At 69.3% G+C, this 18,703-nt stretch carries 18 protein-coding genes; 9 read left to right on the forward strand and 9 right to left on the reverse strand.

The genetic code is table 11. The features are described 5' to 3' along the window. Nucleotides 1–7: 7 nt before the first annotated feature. The 7 genes from ACWZHB_RS14430 to ACWZHB_RS14460 all read right to left on the reverse strand — a co-directional run bounded on the left by ACWZHB_RS14430 (nt 8) and on the right by ACWZHB_RS14460 (nt 9,787). Nucleotides 8–1,297 carry a VWA domain-containing protein gene (locus tag ACWZHB_RS14430; RefSeq protein ID WP_427908452.1) on the reverse strand — a complete coding sequence of 430 codons (1,290 nt, stop codon included), beginning with the start codon at nt 1,295–1,297 and terminating at the stop codon, nt 8–10. Further along, nucleotides 1,294–2,304 carry a PP2C family protein-serine/threonine phosphatase gene (locus ACWZHB_RS14435; protein WP_427908453.1) on the reverse strand — a complete coding sequence of 337 codons (1,011 nt, stop codon included), beginning with the start codon at nt 2,302–2,304 and terminating at the stop codon, nt 1,294–1,296. The genes ACWZHB_RS14430 and ACWZHB_RS14435 overlap by 4 nt, the downstream gene beginning before the upstream one ends. After that, entirely contained in the window at nt 2,301–4,400 is a 2,100-nt protein-coding gene (locus ACWZHB_RS14440) for a serine/threonine-protein kinase (protein WP_427908454.1), read from the reverse strand. Before ACWZHB_RS14440 ends, ACWZHB_RS14435 begins: the two co-directional genes overlap by 4 nt. A gap of 332 nt (nt 4,401–4,732) precedes the next feature. Then, nucleotides 4,733–5,905: a hypothetical protein gene (locus tag ACWZHB_RS14445; protein WP_427908455.1), complete on the reverse strand. Its 1,173-nt coding sequence runs from the start codon at nt 5,903–5,905 to the stop codon at nt 4,733–4,735. Continuing rightward, the gene (locus ACWZHB_RS14450; protein WP_427908456.1) at nt 5,902–6,867 is read right to left on the reverse strand and encodes a glutamate ABC transporter substrate-binding protein; all 966 of its coding nucleotides are present in this window, start codon (nt 6,865–6,867) and stop codon (nt 5,902–5,904) included. The genes ACWZHB_RS14445 and ACWZHB_RS14450 overlap by 4 nt, the downstream gene beginning before the upstream one ends. After that, nucleotides 6,864–8,135: a hypothetical protein gene (locus ACWZHB_RS14455; protein ID WP_427908457.1), complete on the reverse strand. Its 1,272-nt coding sequence runs from the start codon at nt 8,133–8,135 to the stop codon at nt 6,864–6,866. Before ACWZHB_RS14455 ends, ACWZHB_RS14450 begins: the two co-directional genes overlap by 4 nt. Nucleotides 8,136–8,287: 152 nt before the next feature. Beyond that, entirely contained in the window at nt 8,288–9,787 is a 1,500-nt protein-coding gene (locus ACWZHB_RS14460) for a flavin-containing monooxygenase (protein ID WP_427908458.1), read from the reverse strand. A gap of 178 nt (nt 9,788–9,965) precedes the next feature. Here ACWZHB_RS14460 and ACWZHB_RS14465 point away from each other — a divergent pair, with 178 nt between their 5' ends. The 5 genes from ACWZHB_RS14465 to ACWZHB_RS14485 all read left to right on the forward strand — a co-directional run bounded on the left by ACWZHB_RS14465 (nt 9,966) and on the right by ACWZHB_RS14485 (nt 14,706). Next, entirely contained in the window at nt 9,966–11,120 is a 1,155-nt protein-coding gene (locus tag ACWZHB_RS14465; RefSeq protein ID WP_427908459.1) for an LLM class flavin-dependent oxidoreductase, read from the forward strand. Between the two features lie 388 nt (nt 11,121–11,508). Continuing rightward, nucleotides 11,509–12,090, forward strand: coding sequence for a class I SAM-dependent methyltransferase (locus ACWZHB_RS14470; RefSeq protein WP_427908460.1), 582 nt, complete (start codon nt 11,509–11,511; stop codon nt 12,088–12,090). Nucleotides 12,091–12,269: 179 nt separating this feature from the next. Beyond that, nucleotides 12,270–12,710: a DUF4247 domain-containing protein gene (locus tag ACWZHB_RS14475; protein ID WP_427908461.1), complete on the forward strand. Its 441-nt coding sequence runs from the start codon at nt 12,270–12,272 to the stop codon at nt 12,708–12,710. A gap of 41 nt (nt 12,711–12,751) precedes the next feature. Further along, nucleotides 12,752–13,177 carry a DUF350 domain-containing protein gene (locus tag ACWZHB_RS14480; protein ID WP_378914280.1) on the forward strand — a complete coding sequence of 142 codons (426 nt, stop codon included), beginning with the start codon at nt 12,752–12,754 and terminating at the stop codon, nt 13,175–13,177. Then, nucleotides 13,177–14,706 (forward strand): polyamine aminopropyltransferase, encoded by a 1,530-nt coding sequence (locus ACWZHB_RS14485; RefSeq protein ID WP_427908462.1) that lies wholly within the window; start codon nt 13,177–13,179, stop codon nt 14,704–14,706. Before ACWZHB_RS14480 ends, ACWZHB_RS14485 begins: the two co-directional genes overlap by 1 nt. A gap of 2 nt (nt 14,707–14,708) precedes the next feature. On the opposite strand, the gene ACWZHB_RS14490 is transcribed toward ACWZHB_RS14485, so the two are convergent. Both ACWZHB_RS14490 and ACWZHB_RS14495 read right to left on the reverse strand, forming a co-directional pair. Beyond that, nucleotides 14,709–14,951 carry a hypothetical protein gene (locus ACWZHB_RS14490; RefSeq protein ID WP_427908463.1) on the reverse strand — a complete coding sequence of 81 codons (243 nt, stop codon included), beginning with the start codon at nt 14,949–14,951 and terminating at the stop codon, nt 14,709–14,711. 16 nt (nt 14,952–14,967) lie between these two features. Next, complete coding sequence (locus ACWZHB_RS14495; protein WP_427908464.1) at nt 14,968–16,029, reverse strand: NAD-dependent epimerase/dehydratase family protein; 1,062 nt, start codon at nt 16,027–16,029, stop codon at nt 14,968–14,970. Nucleotides 16,030–16,127: 98 nt separating this feature from the next. Here ACWZHB_RS14495 and ACWZHB_RS14500 point away from each other — a divergent pair, with 98 nt between their 5' ends. The 4 genes from ACWZHB_RS14500 (at nt 16,128) to ACWZHB_RS14515 (ending at nt 18,699) form a co-directional block, all read left to right on the forward strand. Next, nucleotides 16,128–16,751, forward strand: a complete 624-nt coding sequence (locus ACWZHB_RS14500; protein WP_427908465.1) for a TetR/AcrR family transcriptional regulator — start codon at nt 16,128–16,130, stop codon at nt 16,749–16,751. A 97-nt stretch (nt 16,752–16,848) separates the two neighbouring features. After that, on the forward strand, nt 16,849–17,169 hold the full coding sequence (locus ACWZHB_RS14505) for a nuclear transport factor 2 family protein (protein WP_427908466.1): 321 nt from the start codon (nt 16,849–16,851) through the stop codon (nt 17,167–17,169). Continuing rightward, a complete protein-coding gene (locus ACWZHB_RS14510; RefSeq protein ID WP_427908467.1) occupies nt 17,166–18,314 on the forward strand; it encodes an alkaline phosphatase family protein in 1,149 nt (382 codons plus the stop codon). The genes ACWZHB_RS14505 and ACWZHB_RS14510 overlap by 4 nt, the downstream gene beginning before the upstream one ends. Nucleotides 18,315–18,378: 64 nt before the next feature. Continuing rightward, nucleotides 18,379–18,699, forward strand: coding sequence for a hypothetical protein (locus ACWZHB_RS14515; RefSeq protein ID WP_427908468.1), 321 nt, complete (start codon nt 18,379–18,381; stop codon nt 18,697–18,699). Nucleotides 18,700–18,703: the final 4 nt, after the last annotated feature.

Consider the following 18,703-nt stretch of genomic DNA (forward strand, 5'->3'; position numbering starts at 1 on the left):
CGGCATGTCAGCCGCCCTCCGGCCGCACCCTGGCGGTCTTGGTCGAGCGGATGTCGAGGGCGAGTTCGTCGGCCGCGGCGACCTGGCCACGCAGCTTCACGGTGCCGTCGTGCTCGACCTCGACCACACCGCGCAGCAGTTTGGCGGTGGATTCGTGGCCGGAGGCGGCGGCCAGCTCCACCGCGCGCCGCAGTTTCGCGGTCGCGGTGGTGACGTCGCCGTTGCGGCGGGCCGCCAGACCTTCCTGGACGGCCTGTGCCAGTTCGACCTGGCCGGTGTAGTGGGCGACGCGGGTGCTGATGCGGGTCGACAGCGTCGAATCGGTGGTCCAGACCGCACGCACGAGCCCTTGGCCGAGGACCTCCTCACCGGCCAGCACACTCAGTCGCGCGGCCAGCTTCTCGCGGCCCGGCGCAGCCGGTTCCAGTTCGATCTGCACGTGGTATTCGCGTTCCTCGGCGGCCCACGACGACAGCGGGTACTCCCCCACCTGCGCGCCCGCGTCGGTCCGGCGCGCGGTCAGGTCCTCGAGCACCGGTGAGACCTGCTTGACCATCCGCACCCGCGCACCGGCGGGGGTCCAGACCTTCAGGGTCAGTTCCGGGATCACGCGGGCGGCCGACGAGCGCATCATCGCGGCGAAGTCGGCTGCCAAGTCCTTCGGATCGGCGACGATGTTCGCGTCACCGGACAGTTTCGAGGCGATCTTGCGCAGCTCCTCGGCGACCCAGTCGTCGCCGACACCACGGCAGTCGCAGACGAAAAGCCCTTCGGCGCGGTCGAGTTCGGTCGCGAGCTCCTGCGGGGTCTCGTGTTCGTTCTTGCCATCGGTGAGCAGGATCGCGTGCGCCTGCGCGCCGGGGTGCGCGGCGGCGACCTGGCGGGCCAGCGCCAGCCACGACCCCATCGCGGTGCCGCCGTCGGGCCGCAGGCGGTCCAGGGCCCGGCGGGCCGAGCTGCGGTGCGCGCGGTCGGCGGGCGCGGACATGACGTTGTCGGTCGGGTAGATCATCCGGGCCGATTCGGTGCCCTCGATGATGGCGAACGCGGTGCCGTCGGGGATCTCGTCCAGTGCGGTGCGGGTGGCGTTGCGCGCGTTCTCGAATTTGCGCTTGTTGCCCATCGAACCGGAGCAGTCGATGATCAGGATCTCGAGCCGCGGCGGTGGTGTCGCGACGACGGCGAGTTCGGGGCCGGTGGTCACGGTCAGCACCGCGTCCACCACGCTCGCGCCTTCGGCGAGGAACTCGTTCTGGTCGACGGCGATCGAGATACCGGCTGTCTCAGGGGAACTCATGACACTCCTGGTTCTGGCGATACGGCGACGGGCACCGGAGCCAGTGCGACCGTGATGTTGTCACTGCCCCCGCTGTTCAGGGCGAAGTCGGCGAGCGCGCGAGCGGCGGCCTGCGGTGAGGTCTCGACGGTGAAACCGGCGAGCGCGATCGCCTCCGGCAGGTAGTTCCACAGGCCGTCGGTGCACAGCAGCAGGGTGCCAGGTTCGGTGACGAGCATGCGTTGCAGGCAGTTGGCCGACCACGGGGCTTCGCCACCGTCGGCGCCGAGCCAGCGCAGCAGGGTGTGCGCACGGGGGTCGTTCATGGCGGCGGTCTCGTCGAGGGCGCCCGCGTCGACGAGGGCCTGGGCCCACGAGTCGTCGATGCTGAGCCGGCGTGACTTGGTGGGATCGCCCGCCGCGAGCCAGAAGGCCCTGCTGTCACCGACATTGGCGACGGTGATGTCGGTGCCGAGAGTCGACTCACGCACGATCGCGGAGACGTAGGTGCACGACGGCGCGTATTCGGGAGTGCGCGACATGCCGCGCACCGCCGCGGTCGCCGCTGCCAGGCCCGCCATCGCGGCGTCGGAGTCCGCTCGGCCCTCGGCCAGCGCGGCCAGTGCGGCATCGACCCCGGTGCGGGCGGCATTGCCGGAGGCGGCCTGGGGATCCTGGGAGGTGGAGACACCGTCGCTGACCACGATCACCCGGATCCCGTCGCCCTCGCGCACCGCCGCCGCGACCGCGTCCTCGTTGCGCGAGTGGCTGATGCCGCGATCGGTGAGGACGTAGACGGCGCCGAGGTCTTCCTCGAACCGGTCAGGGACGGGCTTCGGGCTGCCACACTTGACGCAGAAGCCGCCCTCGTAACGCCGTTCGCCGCAGGTCGAGCACTGCGGCACCGAGACCGGATCGTGCACGGGCAGTGCGACTTTGCGCACCCCGAGTTCGCGACCGCAGCCTTCGCAGAAGCGGTGTCCCGATCGTGCCGAGCCCGCGCAGTCGGCACAGCCCGGCGCGGTCACAGGGTGGTCCTCGGTCGCACGGAGTTCGCCTGGTCCACCAGGACGAATCGGGTCCACATGTCGTCGGCCTCGCGCGCCAGTGTCCGCAAGCATCGTTCCAATCCTGTCCGCACGCCCTGCTCGGTGAATTCCACGTCCAACAGCTTGCCTGGTGCGCTCGGCCGCTGTCCCGCCCGGATCCAGTTCAGCGCCGCCTCGAGCACGAACATGCGCACCTGCGCGGTGCGTTTGCGCGAGTCGAGGCGCAGTTGGTCGACGCGCTCGCCGGTCTGTCTCAGCAGTGCTTCGTCCAGATCGGCCGGATCACGGTGCGCCAGTAGGGTTTCGACGGCGGAGACCCGCGCCTCGGTGAACATCGAGGAGGTGCGGTCGACTTGGTCGAGAATCGTCACCGCGCCCGTGCGGTCGCCGGTGGTGCGGCGCAGGCGCGCGGCGCCGAAGGCGGCGGACAGGTAGGTGTGGTCGGTGCGCCACACCACTTCGTAGAGGGCAGGCGCGCGGCCGAGTTGGCGGGCACCGGTGTCGGGGTTCTCCGCGCGGGCGGCCTCGGCACCGAGTTCCAGTGCGGCCGCCAGCGCGAGTTTGGGGGCGGGTTCACCGGGCAGCGCGGCGTAGACGGACTCGAAATCCGCGGCGGCCGACGCATAGTCACCGGTCAGCAGGGCGGCCTGGGCGCGATACCAGACGGGGCGCCAATCGAATTCGAGTTCGGCGTCCAAGGCCGCGAGACGGTTCAGTGCCGCCGGTGCATCGCCCGCTTCGAGTTCGGCGCGGACCAGCCGCAGCGGGATCTCGACCGACTCGCCCGATCCGGTGACCACCGCACGCAAGCCCGCGGTGAGCGCCTGCTCGAGCTCGGCGGGGGTCGCGGCGTCGGTGGTGGCCAGCAGCGCCGCGCCGCTGTCGCCCGGGTCGACCAGCGGCGCGGGCAGGCCCGTGATGAGGGCGGCGGGTTCCGGTGTGGCGCTGTCGATCCCGAAGACCGCGCGGGCGGGGCCGAACTGGCTCGACATGCCGGGGCGTGGAATGCCGTCGCCGGTGGCGAGCACCTCGCGCAGGACGCCGGTGAGCTGGTCGGCCATCTCGCTCATCGAGGCGAAGCGAGCCAGTGGGTCGGGGTCGGTGGACCGCTGCAGGAATCGGTACAGCGAATCGTGTTCGGCCAGTAGCGGTTCGGTGTCGGGACCGGGTATCGGGCCGAGTTTGCCGTCGACCGAGGGCACGCGCATCATCAGCACGGCGAGCGTGCGGCCCGCGGTGTAGATCTCGGTGGCCACGGTGGGACCGGTTTCGGCGATCTCGGGTGCCTGGTAGCCGAGCGTGCCGTAGATGGGACTGGTGCGGTCGTCCATCGCGATGACGGCACCGAGGTCGATCAGCTCGAGGCGTTCCTCGGTCTGCATCACATTGTCGGGCTTGAAATCGCAGTAGGCCCAGCCACGCGCGTGCAGATAGCCGAGGGCGGGCAGCATTTCCAGCACGTACGCGATCGCCTGGGCAGGCGGCAGATAGCGCTGGGTTTCGGCGCGGTAGGCGCGCAGGATCTGCTTGAGCGAGGTGCCGCCGACGTAGGCCATGACGATGTAGCCCACGGGCTCACCGTCGGCGTCGGCGTGTTCGGTGAAGTTGTGGATCTTGACGATGTTCGGGTGGTCGACCTCGGCCAGGAACCGGCGCTCGGCCAACGCCGCGGCCAACGCGTCGGCGTCGCCGGTGTCGATGAGGCCCTTGAGCACCACCCAGCGCTTGTTGACGGCGCGGTCGGTAGCCAGGTAGATCCAGCCGAGACCACCGTGGGCCAGGGCGCCCGCCACCTCGTATTGGCCGCCGACGAGATCGCCCGCCCGCAAGCGGGGCACGAACGAATAGCGGGTGCCACAGTGCGGGCAGAACCCCGAGGTGCGGCCGGGAACGCCCGCTTGCCCGCGGCCGACGGGCTTGTCGCACTTGCCGCAGAAACGATCGGATTCGGGGACCTGCGGATCGGTGAGCACCGCGGTGGCCGGGTCGACGCGCGGGACCGGTGGCACCTCGACGAGTCCGGCGCCGAGCCTGCCGCGCGCGGCCGAACGTGCCGAGCCCGACCGGGTTCGCACCGAACGGCTCGAGGTGCGTCCGCTGGCGCTGACCGTCGACGCGGACGGACTGTGCGTCGGGCCCGTCACCGAGGCCGGAGCGGTACCGCAGGTATCGCAGTAACCGTCAACGATCGTACCGCCGCAATCGGGTTCGCCACAGGCACCCGGAACCGGCAGTGGCGCCGGTGGGGCCTGACGGTTTCCGCCGCGTGGTTGCGCTGTCGTGCGCCCGGACCGGCCGTTACCCGCGGGGCGGGCCGGTGCCGGTGGCGCGCTCGCGACGGGGGCGGTACCGCACAGCGCGCAGTAACCATCTTCGATCGTGCCGCCGCACCCCGGTTCATTACATGTCATGCTGTCCGCCCCGCTTTCTCCCCGATGATCGAACGATAGTCCGCGACCGCCCGGGTGACCGCGGCCAGATCGCATGGTGTGCGGGTGAGCAGACCGGCCGCGATCCGGTCGGCGGCGAGCACGTCGCGGTCCTCGCTCACCCCGAGCCGAGAGGCCTTGGCGCGGTAGGCCGTGAGTCTGCCGCGTAGTTCGGCGCGACGATCGAGCAGCCCGCGCGCCAATTCGTCTCGCCGCGTGGCCTTTTCGGTCGCCTCGGCAGTGCGCACCCGCAATGCCAGGAGGTGTTCGACGGTCGCGCGGCCGGGAGAATCACCGAGGGTCTCGAGTTCGGCGCGCAGCCTGGTGGCCGGTTCGCCGCCGTCGGGGAGCTCGCCGGTCGCGACCTTGTGCTCGGCCTGGGTGGCGGTGTCGTCGGCGTGCTGTTGGAGTTCGCCGAGCGTGGTCAGCTGCGCGCGCAAGGTGGCGACGGCGCCGGGTAGGTCGGCGGCAACGGCGAGGTGGTCACTGTGGCGGGCGGATTCGGTGTCGACCAGCGCGGTGAGCGAGGCGAGGGTGGTGTCGATCTCGCCCGGTCCGAAACCGAGCGGGTCGGTACCCGCACGACGCAGGAGGGTGGCCAGTGGTTCGGCGGCCGCGTCCAGCGCGCCCCGTGCCTGTTCGACGCGTTGTTGCAGCGGGGCGAGCGCGCCGAGCACCCGCGCGTCGACCGCCGCGACCTCGTCGGCGAACGGGGCGACGAAGGCGAACGCGGCCCGCATCCGGTCCAGGCAATCGGCGATACCGACGGTCACGACGGTCTCGCTCGGGCCGGTCAGGCCGCGCTGCGCCAAGGGGATCGGGATCCTCGCCACCTCGTGCGGGCGGCCACGCAGCAGCTCGGTGAGCCGCCCGCGGGCGCGCTCGTCGACCTTGCCGCGCCCGGCCCGCACCGTCTCGGCTTCGCCGAGGATCGCCCGCACCCGCCCCAGGTCCTCCCAGAGTTCGCCCAGCGCCTTCTCCACCGGCACCCAGCGACGCGCGGTCTCTCCCGTCGGCGGATAGCGGCGGACCAGCGCGAGGCCGGGGTGGCGGTCGAGTTCCAGCAGTGTCGTGGTCACTTTGGCCAATTCGGCTGTGCGGCTGGCCAGTTCACGATCGATCTCGAGCACGCCGAGCATCGGCCAGGTCATCCGACGTACCGGGGTACCGGCGGACCCGGTGAAGCGCCGAGGGTCGACAGATGCCGGCCGTAGATCCGCTGCCAGGTGCCGTCGGTGCGGGCGCGGTCGAGTACGCCGTTGACGAAACGCACCAGTTCGTCGCTGCCGCGCGGCACGCCGACCGCGTACGCGCCCGCGCCGATCGGGTCGCCCACGACCTCGAGGTTGTGGTCCTGGGCGACCAGACCCGCCAGGATGGGCTCGTCACCGCTGATCGCGTCGACGGTGCCCTGCTGGAGTGCGACCAGGCAGTCGGTCCAGTTGGTCACGCCGAGCACGGTCGGGGGCGTCGGCAAGGAGAACAGTGGTGCGGCCGCGGTCGTGCCCTTCGCCACGCACACCCGCTTGCCCGCGAGCCCGGCCCCGCTGCTGATGCCCGAGCCGTGTGGTGCCGCGATGCGTTGCGCGGCGCGGTAATACACGCTGGAGAAGTCGACTTCGCGCCGACGTTCGCAGGTCGCCGAGAAGGTCCGCACGATCATGTCGACCTTCTTGTCCTGCAGCAGCGGGATCCGGTCGGCGGCGGTGACAGAACGCAGTTCGATCTTGTCCGGGTCACCGAACAGGTCGCGCGCGATCTCCCTCGCGAGGTCGATATCGAAACCTTCGAGCCTGCCTGTCGTCGGATTGCGGAACCCGAACATGTAGGTGTTCTGGTCGACACCCACCCGCAGCCTGCCGTTGGCGACGATCGCGGCCATCGCCGATCCGGCCGGCATCGCACCCGGTCGCGGCTGGGTCGTCGGCGCCAGTGTCGCTTCGGTATCGCAGGATCCGGTGCCTTCGGCGGTCGGTGCCGAGGTGATCGCTTCCGCGCCGGGCAGCGGCGGGGCGACGGCCGTGGCGGGAATGGTCGACGGTTCGGGTGCGTCACCGCAGCCGGCGACCACCAGGACGGCCGCGGCGAGCACCAGGAGCAGGGGGCGTCTCACAAGAACTCCTTCATGCGTGGCCAGAGTCCGCTGATCACCGCGCCGGCCGCGGCCAGCAGCAGGATCAGTGTGCCGAAGGGGCTCAGGATCAACGAGTTTCCGGCGGCCGCGACGCCGTCACGGAGATCGTCGCGGGCCTGGGCGAGGTCGTCGCGCAGTTCCTGATCGAGGCGGGCGAAGCTGGTGGCCGAGCTCTCGGGGCCGGTGCCGATCGCCTGGGTGACCGCGCCGGGATAGTCGGCCTTCTCGTAGGCGGTGCGCTGGGCGTTGTGGCCCGCGCGCCAATTCGTCAGCGCGCGTTCGGCATCGGAGTCACCGCCACCGGCGGCGGTGAGGCGCCCACCCAGGTCGTCGCTGTGCGTCTGGAAGGACTTCTCCGTGGCGGTGATGTCGCCGCGGGTGATCAGGGCCAGGGTTTCGTCGGTGCGGGCCTGCTGGGCGAGGATGCGGGCGCCTGCCAGGTTCTCCACCCGCGCCCCGGCACCGGAGCGACCGGTGTCGAGCAGTTGCGCGGCGGTCATGGTGGCGCCCACGGTCCACAGCAGGGCCACCAGGGCGGCACCGAACGCGAAGGCCATGCCGGTGTTCACCAGGCGGTTGGTCCGCCGCAGCAGTACCACCGAGCCGATCGAACACGCGACCAGGACCAGCAGCAGCGCCACGATGCTCGTCCACGGCAGCGCGCCGATGCGCTGCTGGTCTTCGCGCACGGCGGTGAAGCGGGCCTTGCTCAGCTGTTCGGCATTGGGCAGCAGGGAGGTCTGCATCAGATCCGAGGCTTGCCGCAAATACGCCGAACCGACCGGGAAGCCCTGCCGATTGTTGGCGCGCGCGGTCTCGACCAAGCCCGTGTAGGTCGGCAGGTCGGCGGCGATGCGGGCCACGATCGCCCTGGTCTGCGCGTCGGCGGCACCGGCGGTCGCTTCCGCGAGCGCGGCGGCGGCTTCGGCGAGCGCCTGCTCGTAACTGTCTCGTACCTGCGGTGATTCGATGCCGCCGGACAGGAAGGCGGTCGCCGCGCCCGCGTCGGCGGCCGAGAGTGACACGTACAGACTCTGCGCCGCGAATGCCAGGGGCTCGGTCCGGTCGAGGACCTGTTCGGTGCGCACGATCTTGGCGTCGAGCTGTTGTCCCGCAGTCAGTCCGGCGACCACACAGGCCACCGTGGTCACGATGAGGACCACCCCGATCGCGCCTGGTGTCGTCGCGGCGAATCGCCGCAGCCACGTCCCCGCGTCACGGATGGTCGCCGGTAGGCGAGATCCCACACCGTCCTCCTTCATCTCCCCGGGCGGTGTCTTCGATCGCGATAGTACGTCAGGAGCTGAAAGTTCGCCCAGGTGAAGGAAACCGGCTTCGCACCGACAGCGGACGAGGCCCGCCACAGTTCACTGTGACGGGCCTCGACGGGGTTCGGTGACTACGCGCCGACGACCTTCGCGCCGGGTTCGACGGCGGTGCCGGTCTTGCTGAACTGCAGCACGCCGTCCTCGATCGGGGCCTTGTGCATCAGGGTGCGGTCCCGGTAGTAGTTGTTGACCAGTTTCCAGGCGCCACGGGCGCCCTGGCGGGGCATGGCGTCGTTGCCGCGCTGGATGTAGCCCGAGGTGAGGGCACCACCCATCAGCGACTCGTCGGCGATGTCCTCGGGATTGGCGTGCACCTCGAAGGTGGTGTAGCCGCGGTCGCGCATGATGTTGAGTACGCGGCACAGGTACGCGGCGGCGAGGTCGGCCTTGAGGGTCCAGGAGGCGTTGGTGTAGCCGATGATCATCAGGAAGTTCGGGATATCGGAGTACAGCACGCTCTTGTAGGCGACCGTCTCGTTGAACTTCACCGGGGCGCCGTCGATGGTCATCGTGATGCCGCCGAGCATCTGCACGTTCAGGCCGGTGGCGGTGACGATGATGTCGGCCTCGAGCTCCTGACCCGACTCGGTCAGGATGCCCTTCTCGGTGAACTTCGCGATCCGGTCGGTGACGATGTCGGCCTTGCCGCTCTTGAGCACCTTGAACAGGTCACCGTTGGGGACCACGCACAGGCGCTGATCCCACGGGTTGTAGCTGGGGGTGAAGTGGCGCAGGTCCACCTTCTTGCCGAGCTGCAGGCGCACCTGCGCCAGCATCAGCTTCTTGGCCAGCTCGGGGTTGGTGCGCGAGAGCTGGAAGCTGGCGCGCTGCAGGGCGATGTTGCGGGCACGGCCGATCTTGTAGGCGATGGCGTCGGGCACGCGGGACTTCTTGAAACCGATCGCGACCGGGTCGTCGGACGGCAGTGCCTGGATCCAGGTGGGCGAACGCTGCAGCATGGTGACGTGCGCCGCGGTGTCGGCCATCGACGGGATCAGCGTGATCGCGGTGGCACCGGAACCGATGACGACGACCTTCTTGCCTGCGTAGTCCAGATCCTCGGGCCAGTGCTGCGGGTGCACGATCTGGCCCTTGAAATCGTCCTGACCGGGGAATTCGGGCTGGTAGCCCTTGTCGTAGTTGTAGTAGCCGCTGGCGCCGACGACGAAGTTCGCGGTCCAGGTCTCGGTCTCGCCGGTGGCCTCGATTTCGGCCGTCACCGTCCACAGTGCGGCGCCACGATCGAAATCGGCGGTGACGACCTTACGGCCGAAGGTGATGTGGTCGGTGACGCCGTATTCCTTGGCGGTGTCCTCGACGTACTGACGGATGCTGGCACCGTCGGCGAGCACCTTGGTGCCGATCCAGGGACGGAAGCCGAAACCGAAGGTGAGCATGTCCGAGTCCGAGCGGATGCCGGGGTACTTGAACAGGTCCCAGGTACCGCCGATGTTCTCGCGGCGCTCGAGGATCGCGTAGGTGCGTCCGGTCTGCTCGCGAGTGAGGTGACAGGCCGTGCCGATTCCGGACAGGCCAGCGCCGATGATCAGTACGTCGACATGCCGCGTCATTGAGGAAACTCGTTTCGTAGGGTCGCCGACCCGGGCATCGTCGCCCGAGCCTCCATCGAGGTTACGTGTTTCGCGTAGTTACGTCTAGTTAGGCGCTGGGCGCCGTGGCGTGTCGGGAGTTGCGCGCACGGTGATCGGAATCCGTGACGAGGGCGAGCGCACCGGTCAGCATCGAGGGATGACCGATCAGCGCCTGTCGTTTCACTGGTTCCTGCCCACCTACGGCGATTCACGCGGGCTGATGGCGGGCGGACACGGCAGCTTCATGTCCGGTGATCGTCCGGCGACGCTGCGCTACCTCAACCAGCTCACGGCCGCCGCCGAGGACATCGGCTTCGAGGGCGTACTGACGCCGACCGGCGCCTGGTGCGAGGACGCGTGGCTGACCACCGCGATGCTGGTGCAGACCAGCGAGACGCTGAAGTTCCTGGTCGCGTTGCGTCCCGGCCTGACCAGCCCCACCCTGGCCGCGCAGATGGCGGCGACCTTCCAGCGCCATTCCGCCGGGCGCCTGCTGCTCAATGTCGTCACCGGCGGCGAGCAGCGCGAGCAGGAGGCCTACGGCGACTTCCTCGACAAGACCGAGCGCTACGCGCGCACCGGTGAGTTCCTGCACATCGTGCGCGAGCTGTGGTCGCGGACCGAACCGTTCAGCTTCACCGGCGAGCACCTGCGGGTGAAAGACGCCGTCCTCAGCGCCCGGCCCGACCCGATTCCGCCGGTGTTCTTCGGTGGATCGTCGGGTCCGGCCGGGCCGATCGCCGCCCGCTATGCCGACACGTACCTCACCTGGGGTGAACCGGTGGACGCCGTCGCGAAGAAGCTGGACTGGATCCGCGGACTGGCCGCGATCGAGGGCCGCACCGTGTCCTTCGGTCTGCGCATCCACGTGATCAGCCGCGATACCGCCGCCGAGGCCTGGACCGAGGCCGACCGGCTCCTCGACGGCATCTCCCCCGGTGAGATCGAACGGGTGCAGGCGAACCTGGCCAAGAGCGATTCCGAGGGGCAGCGCCGGATGGCCCGACTGCACAACGGCCGGACCGACGGTCTCGAGATCGCCCCGAATCTGTGGGCGGGCGTCGGACTGGTCCGTGGTGGCGCCGGGACGGCGCTGGTGGGTTCACACGCCGAGGTCGCCGATCGACTGCTCGAATACGCCGCGATCGGGATCGATCACTTCATCCTCTCCGGGTATCCGCACCTGGAGGAGGCGTACTGGTTCGGCGAGGGTGTGTTGCCGATTCTGGAGCGCAAGGGCGTGTGGGCCCATCCGTCACGACCGGTGGCGGTGCCAACGGTCGCGCCGTTCACCGCGGCCGCCAGCAGCTGATCCCGCGGGCGTGGCCAGGCTCCCGCCCGCGCCCGCGGTGAGTTCGCACCCCCGAATGGCAGTCTCTGCACCGATGCGTCCGCTGCCGTTTGCCGGGTGGCGCGGTGGCTCAACAGCTTTCACTGGAGGCGTGACCTGCCGATTTTCCGATTACCGACCGGTAGGCCCGAAATGCCATGACGCACACTGTGCCTCGCCGCACCGCATTCCCCCAACCGTTTTCGGCATCGAGTGCAGCGGGGGTTCCACGTGAATCAGCGCAGTTCGAGGCAGGTTCGGACAACGATCGCCAGGGCCGGAAGCGGTCGGCGACAGGCTCGCCGGCGACCTGTGGTCGACCGGGAAGGCCAGTCCGGAACCCATCAGTGCCCCGGCACGTTGACGGGTCATGCCGACCGACCCCTACTGGAACCACAACGTGCACTACCACCCCTGGGTACTCGATCAGGTACCCGACACTGCCCGTACGGCATTGGATATCGGCTGCGGTGACGGGTTACTCGCCCGCAAACTGGCGACCAGGTGCGATGCGGTGCTCGGCGTCGACATCGACGAGCGGGTGATCGCCGGCGCGCCCGCCGCACCCAACGTCCACCTCGAGCACGCCGACTTCCGCGAGCTCGATCAAACCTTCGACGTGGTCACTGCGGTCGCCACGCTGCACCATGTGCCCGTTCGTGACGGCATCACCGCCCTGCGTCACCTCGTCGCCCCCGGCGGCACCCTCGCGGTGGTCGGCCTCTGGAAGATGCACCCGGTCAGCGACTTTCACTACCTCCCGCTCCTGCCCGCGATCTGGGGAATCGACCAGTGGCGGCGGCGGTCCTTCGGCGGCCCGGCCGTGGCCCTTCGGGATCCACAGGAGACGATGACCGAAATCCGGACGGCAGCGGCCGAACACCTCCCCGGCGCGGAGATCCGGCGCCGCTTGATGTGGCGATACACCCTGCGCTGGCATCGACCCCGCTGAGGGTCAGCGCACCGGCCCGCGACTGATCACCGCCCCAGGACTGATCCGTATTGTCCGAATCGATGTGGGGGTGCGCCGACCGGAGTGATACAGTCCGGCGGGATTTTTCGATGGGGAGGGTCAGACATCAACGCATCACGGACAGTTGTGTGGCGCACCGGGTTCGGGGGGTCGAGTCGATGAATCGCACCAGGTGGATCATCGCGGGCGTGGTCGCGGTGGTCGCGGTGATCGTGGCGGTGCTGGTCGTTGTCGTTGTCACGCGCGACGACGATCCGCGGGAATTCGTCTCCGAGAACTACCAGCGGGCGAAACAACTCGATCAGGCCAACGACGGCGTCGCCTACCTCGCGGCAGGCGCACCGGCGGTCGTCGCCGCGGCGATCGCGAAGGCGACCGACCCCAAGGACCGCCGCAACACCGGCGACAACCACTACCTGCGGTTCCCCACCAGGGATTTCATCGCGGTGACCCCCCACGCGGGCGGCTCGATGGTCCTGCTCGACAGCTATTCGAACGGCAACCGCCGCCATCACGCGCACATCAGCGGTTACGGCTGGACCAGCGGCTCGGCGGCGGGCGACTACCGCGGCGGCGGCAGCGACAACGGCGGCAAGTAGTTCATTCGGGCGTCTCGCCCGCACAGCACAGGAGGACACTCATGCTCGCCGACCTGGCGGCGGACGCGGGCGCCGCGCTCGCCTATTCCGCGGTGGGAATCGTGTTGATGGCCGTCGGTTTCGGCGTCGTCGACCTGCTCACCCCGGGCGACCTGCGCGCCCAGATCTGGATCGAACGCAACCGCAACGCCGCCATCCTGTTGGCCTCGAACCTGTTCGGGGTCGGGATCATCGTGGCCGTGGCCATCTGGACCTCCGAGGGCAAGATCGCCGAGGCACTGCTGTCCAGCGCGATCTACGGGGTGATCGGGCTGGCCGCGATGGCGGTGGCGTTCGTGCTGCTCGACGCGCTCACCCCCGGTGACTTCAGGGCCGTCGTCGCCGACGCCGAACCGCATCCGGCGGTGTGGGTCACGGCGTCGGCGCATGTGGCGGTCGCGCTGGTGGTGGCCGCGGGCCTGACCTGATGCCCCGGCACCGCCTGGCCAGGGCGGCGCTGCTGGCGACCGTGTTCGTCTGCGCGGCATGCGGTTTGGTGTACGAGCTGTCGCTGGTCACCCTCGGCAGCTATCTGATCGGTGACACCGCCGCCCAGGCCTCGATCACGCTGAGTGTGATGGTGTGTTCGATGGGTGTCGGCGCGCTGGTGGCGAAACCGTTGCGACCCCATGCCGCTGCCGCTTTCGTGGCGGTGGAGTTGGCTTTGGCCGTGGTGGGCGGGCTCTCGGTGGCGGCGCTGTACGCCAGTTACGCGTGGCTCAACATCTATACGGGCACGCTGGTGCTGGCGGCGGCGGTGATCGGGATGCTCGTCGGCGCGGAGATTCCGTTGCTGATGGAGTTGCTCCAGGACATCCGCGAGCAGGAAGCCAGCAGCGCGGTCGCCGATCTGTTCGCGGCCGACTACGTGGGCGCGCTGCTGGGCGGCTTGGCGTTTCCGTTCCTGCTGCTGCCGGTGTTCGGGCAGATCCGCGGCAGCCTCGTGGTCGGGGTCGTGAACGCGATCGCCGGACTCGCGTTGGCGTTCTTCTTCTTTCGCGACAGGATGACCCGCGGTGCCCGCCACACCCTGATCGCCGCCACCGTCGCGGTGGCCGGTGGCCTCACCGGCAGTTACCTCTACGCCGATCGTTTCGAGGCGACCGCGCAGCAGGCCCTGTTCGCCCACCCGATCGTGTGGCAGACCCGCACGCCCTATCAGCAGATCGTGCTCACCGAATCGTTCTCCCCGTTCGGCACGACCGATACCCGGCTGTATCTCAACGGCGGACTCCAGTTCTCCTCGGTCGATGAGTACCGGTACCACGAGGCGCTGGTGCATCCGGTCCTGTCCGGCCCGCACCGTGAGGTGCTGGTGCTCGGCGGCGGTGACGGCCTCGCGCTGCGCGAGATCCTGCGCTATCCCGATATCGCCAGCGTGACGTTGGTCGAACTCGACCCGGCGATGGTCGACCTCGCCCGCACCGACGACCGCCTGACCGACCTCAACCAGCACGCCTTCGACGACCCGAGGGTCACCGTGGTCAACGCCGACGCGTTCACCTGGTTACGCAGCGCGCCAGGCCTTTTCGATGCGGTGATCGTCGACCTGCCCGACCCCGACCAGACCTCGGTGGCCAAGCTGTACTCGCAGGAGTTCTACGCGATGACCGCGAATGTCCTTGCCCCCGGGGCTCGCATGGTCGTCCAATCGGGCTCACCCTTCTTCGCTCCGCGCTCCTTCTGGACCATCGACGCCACCCTGCGTTCCGCGGGCCTGCACACCACCCCGTACCACGTGGACGTCCCCAGTTTCGGTGACTGGGGCTTCGTGCTGGCGTCGGCCACCACGTCCCCGAACCCGTCCCTGCACGGCCCTGGTCCCCTGCGGTCCCTGGACGAGAACACCCTCGCCGCGGCCACCGTCTTCCCACCCGACCGCCGGGCAGTCGACCCCGAGGTGTCGACGTTGATGCACCCGGTGATCCTGGATCTGCAACGCCAAGAATGGCGTTGACGTCAGACCTGGCCCGAACACGCGAGGTGCGTGCCGACAACGGCGAGCCCGAGTACGGCGACCGCTGCCGACAGCGCCGGAAGCGGTTCGCGGATCAGCCGGGTCGCCGCCCGCCGCACCGCGTCGCTGAACCGCTCGAGCCGGAGCCCGGGCACGGCACGCCCGGTGGTCTCAGCAGCGGCGGTACCACGCAGTTTCCGGCGGACGACGCCGATGAGAGTGAGAACGAGCGCGGTGATCAACATCGTATTCCCCGCCCGCTCAGCGCGTTCCGACAGCGGCGCGCGATGACGTCGCGCGGCGGCCGGGAGCGGTGACGATGCCGAACGCGATCAGGCTGTCGGCGGTGTCGCGGATGGTGTCCTCGATCGGGCGCATGGTCCAGCCGAGTTCGCGGCGGGCCTTGTCGGCGCTGACGTGTTCGGTGCGGCCGAGGACCGGCACGGTCAGCCGCACACCTTTGTCGAAGACGGCGACGAGGCGGATCAGCAGGTTCGGCAGGACGCGGGTCGGGACACGGAAGCCCTGCGGGTTGTAGTCGCGCGCGAGTCGCTGGGCGAGCTCGCCCATCCAGAGCGGCTCGGCGGCGCAGATGTACCGATTGCCCGCGGCCGCGGGCACTTCCATCGCCAGCCGATGCGCGACGGCGAGGTCGCGCACGTCGACAGGAGTCCAGCCGGTGTTCACCGAACCGGGCACGTCGCGGGCCAGCAGGCGGCGGACCGGTTCGTGGGAGGTGCTGGTCCGGGCTTCGAGCAGCGGGCCGAGGATCATGCCGGGGTTGACCACCACGAGTTCGGTTGTGGTGGGCGAGTTCTCGATGAAATCCCAGGCTGCCCGTTCGGCGAGGGTCTTGCTCTTCTGATACGCGGGGATGCGGTCGACCACCGACCAGTCGTCCTCGGTGCGCACCGCGTCCACGTCATGGCCGTAGGCGACGGCGGCGACCGAGGAGGTGAGCACGACCCGGCGCACACCGGCGGCCGCGGCGGCGCGCAGGACGCGCAGGGTGCCGCCGACCGCGGGTTCGATGAGCTCTCGCTCGTGCTCGGGCGGCGTGGCGGGAAACGGTGACGCGACGTGCAGCACGGTGTCGCAGTCGGCGACCGCCGCCGCCCAGCCCGCGTCGTCGTCGAGGGATGCCGCGACGAATTCCAGCTCACCACCGGTGCGGCGGGCGAGTTCGGTGAGGTGGGCGCGTGTGGTGTGCGCGGCGAGGTCGCGCACCGTGGCGCGGACGGCGTAACCGTGGTCGAGGAGTTCGGCGATGCAGTGGCCGGCGACGAAACCTGTCGCGCCGGTGACGAGGACCCGAGTGGTCATGGTGTCTCCTATCTAAGCGGTGCTCAATTAATCTAAACACTGCATAGATTTGCTGTCCAGTGCCAATTTCGGCACGGGTCTCGCCTACGCTCTTCAGGGTGAAGCGCACCAGTTACCACCACGGCGACCTGCGCGCCACGCTGATGGACGCCTGCCTGCGCCTGATCGAGAGCGAGGGTCTGGCCGCGGTGAGCCTGCGCCGCGTCGCCAGGGAGGCCGGAGTCAGCAGCGGCGCGCCCTACCACCATTTCGCCGACCGGGCCGCACTGCTCTCGGCGCTGTCGATCGACGGCTTCCAGCAGCTGGCCACCTACATGGTCACCGCCAGAGCGACAACGACCGACCCCCTCGCGGCACTGACCGAACTCGGCGATGCCTACGTGCGGTTCTCCCGCGAGCACCCGGCCCAGTTCCGGCTCATGTTCCGGCCCGAGCTGTCCCAACCCGACAAACATCCTGATGCCAGCGCCGCAGGCGACGCCGCCTTCAACGTCTTGGTCGACACGCTCGCCCAATGTGTCGCCGAGGGTGCCCTGCCCGCCGAGGGCGCCGAAACCCTCGCCGTCGCCTGGTGGGGGCTGGCGCACGGGCTGGCATCGCTGTGGCTCGACGGCCATCTCGAGAAACGCAGCGAGCAGATGGGCACCCACGCGCCCGAGCTCGTCGACACGATCATGCGCACATTCACCACGCTGATCACGCCGGGGGCATCGACCACCTGACGCGCCGCCGGATATTCCGACGACGCGGCGGGTGCACTCACCTACAGTGGGTACCACCGTGTTAGCCGTTGCGTAGCCGTTTCGAGCAGGAGGCCCGATGTCTGGCACCGCGAAACTCGATCCCGTGGTCGAGGCGTTCGTCGACGCGCTCAACGCGCAGGACACCGACCAGTTCTACGGTGTGCTCACCGAGGACGCGACCATGTCCGATGATGGTGTCGAACGCAATCTCACGCAGTGGACCGAGGCCGAGATCTTCAGTAGCAACGGGCATCTCGTCGTCGACACGGTCGACGCCGACGACGGCCTCGAAATCACCGCCGACTACACCAACAGCCGGTGGGGTTCGATGCGTACCACCTGGCGGTTCGTCCTGCGCGACGGGCTGATCAGCCGATTCGAAACAGGACAGGCGTGACCGACGATCTTCTGCTCACCCCGCGTTACGGCACAGCATCACTCGCCGATCTACTTCCCTCGATCCTGACCTGCCTCGGCGTACCGGGCGACACCGACCGACTCGGTCTCGACCTCGACGTCGACCGGGTCTGCGTGCTGCTCGTGGACGGACTCGGTGCGCAAGCCCTGGCGGCCGAATCCGCTGTGGCGCCGTTCCTGACGAGCCTGCCGGAGGTGAGCATCGACGCCGGTTTCCCGAGCACCACGGCGACGAGCCTGACCACCCTCGGCACCGGCCTGCCCTCGGGCGAGCACGGCATCGTCGGCTACTGCATGCGCCTGCCCGGCGAAGAACGCCTGTTCAATTCGCTCAGGTGGCAACTCATGGGTGACGGCCCGAAGGTCGACGCGCGCACCGCGCTCCCACCCGACCGAATCCAGCCGCACCGCACCATCTTCGAACGCGCCACCGACGCGGGCATCGCGGCGGTGCAGGTCGCGCCGAGCTACCAGGACGGCTCCGGCCTGACCCTGGCCGGCTGGCGGGGCGGCGGATTCCGCACGGCCTATTCGGTGGGCGATCTGGTCGACGGCGTGTTGACCGCTCTCACCTCGGCCCCGAAAACCCTTGTCTACACCTATCATTCGGAACTCGACACCACCGGCCACGCCCGTGGGCCCGCCAGCCGGTCGTGGCGGTTCGAGCTGGCCAACGTCGACCGGATCGCCGCCGAGATCGCGGCGCGGCTGCCCGCCCGCTCGGCGCTCGTCGTCACCGCCGATCACGGCATGGTCGAACTCGTCGAGCGCATCGATTTCGACACCCACCCGTATCTGTCCGACAATGTCGTCGCACTCGGTGGCGAACCACGCGCCCGTCACGTCTACACCGACGACAGTGCCGCCGTCGCCGACACCTGGCGCGGCGTTCTCGGGGACGGGTTCCTGGTGCGCACCCGCGAGGAGGCGATCGAAGCAGGCTGGTTCGGGCCTGCCGTCACCCGCGACGCCGCCGCACGCATCGGCGACCTGGTCGTGATCGCGAGCGGCGACGGCGGTGTCATCCGGTCCGGCGCCGAACCGCTGCAATCGCTGATGATCGGCCACCACGGCTCCCTCACCCCCGCCGAACTGCGGGTTCCCCTGCGGATCCATCGCGCTTGAGCGCCACCACATAAGCTGGCACCGACGCGCGGCTGCGCGTACACGGACCATTCCAGGAGGAAACATGGCTGCCAACACCCGAACCGGCGCCGTCGCGGTGGGCGTCGCGGTGCTGGCGGCACTGGCCACCGGGTGCACCGAGGTCGAGCGGGCACTCAACCAGGGCGGCGACACGACCTGCCGCGACTACGTCAACCAGGACGCGAACACCAAGCGGATCACCATCACCAAGGCGATCAAGCAGCAGACCGGCAACGACAACGAGCCGATGGGCACCGTGGTCGACTCGATGATCGTGCAGGTCGACCTGCTGTGCGCGACCCAGCGCAATGTCGACACCCCGATCAAGAACGCCGACATCGCCGGGATCTTCCTGAACAAGTAATCGT

The organism is Nocardia sp. FBN12, assembly GCF_054031145.1.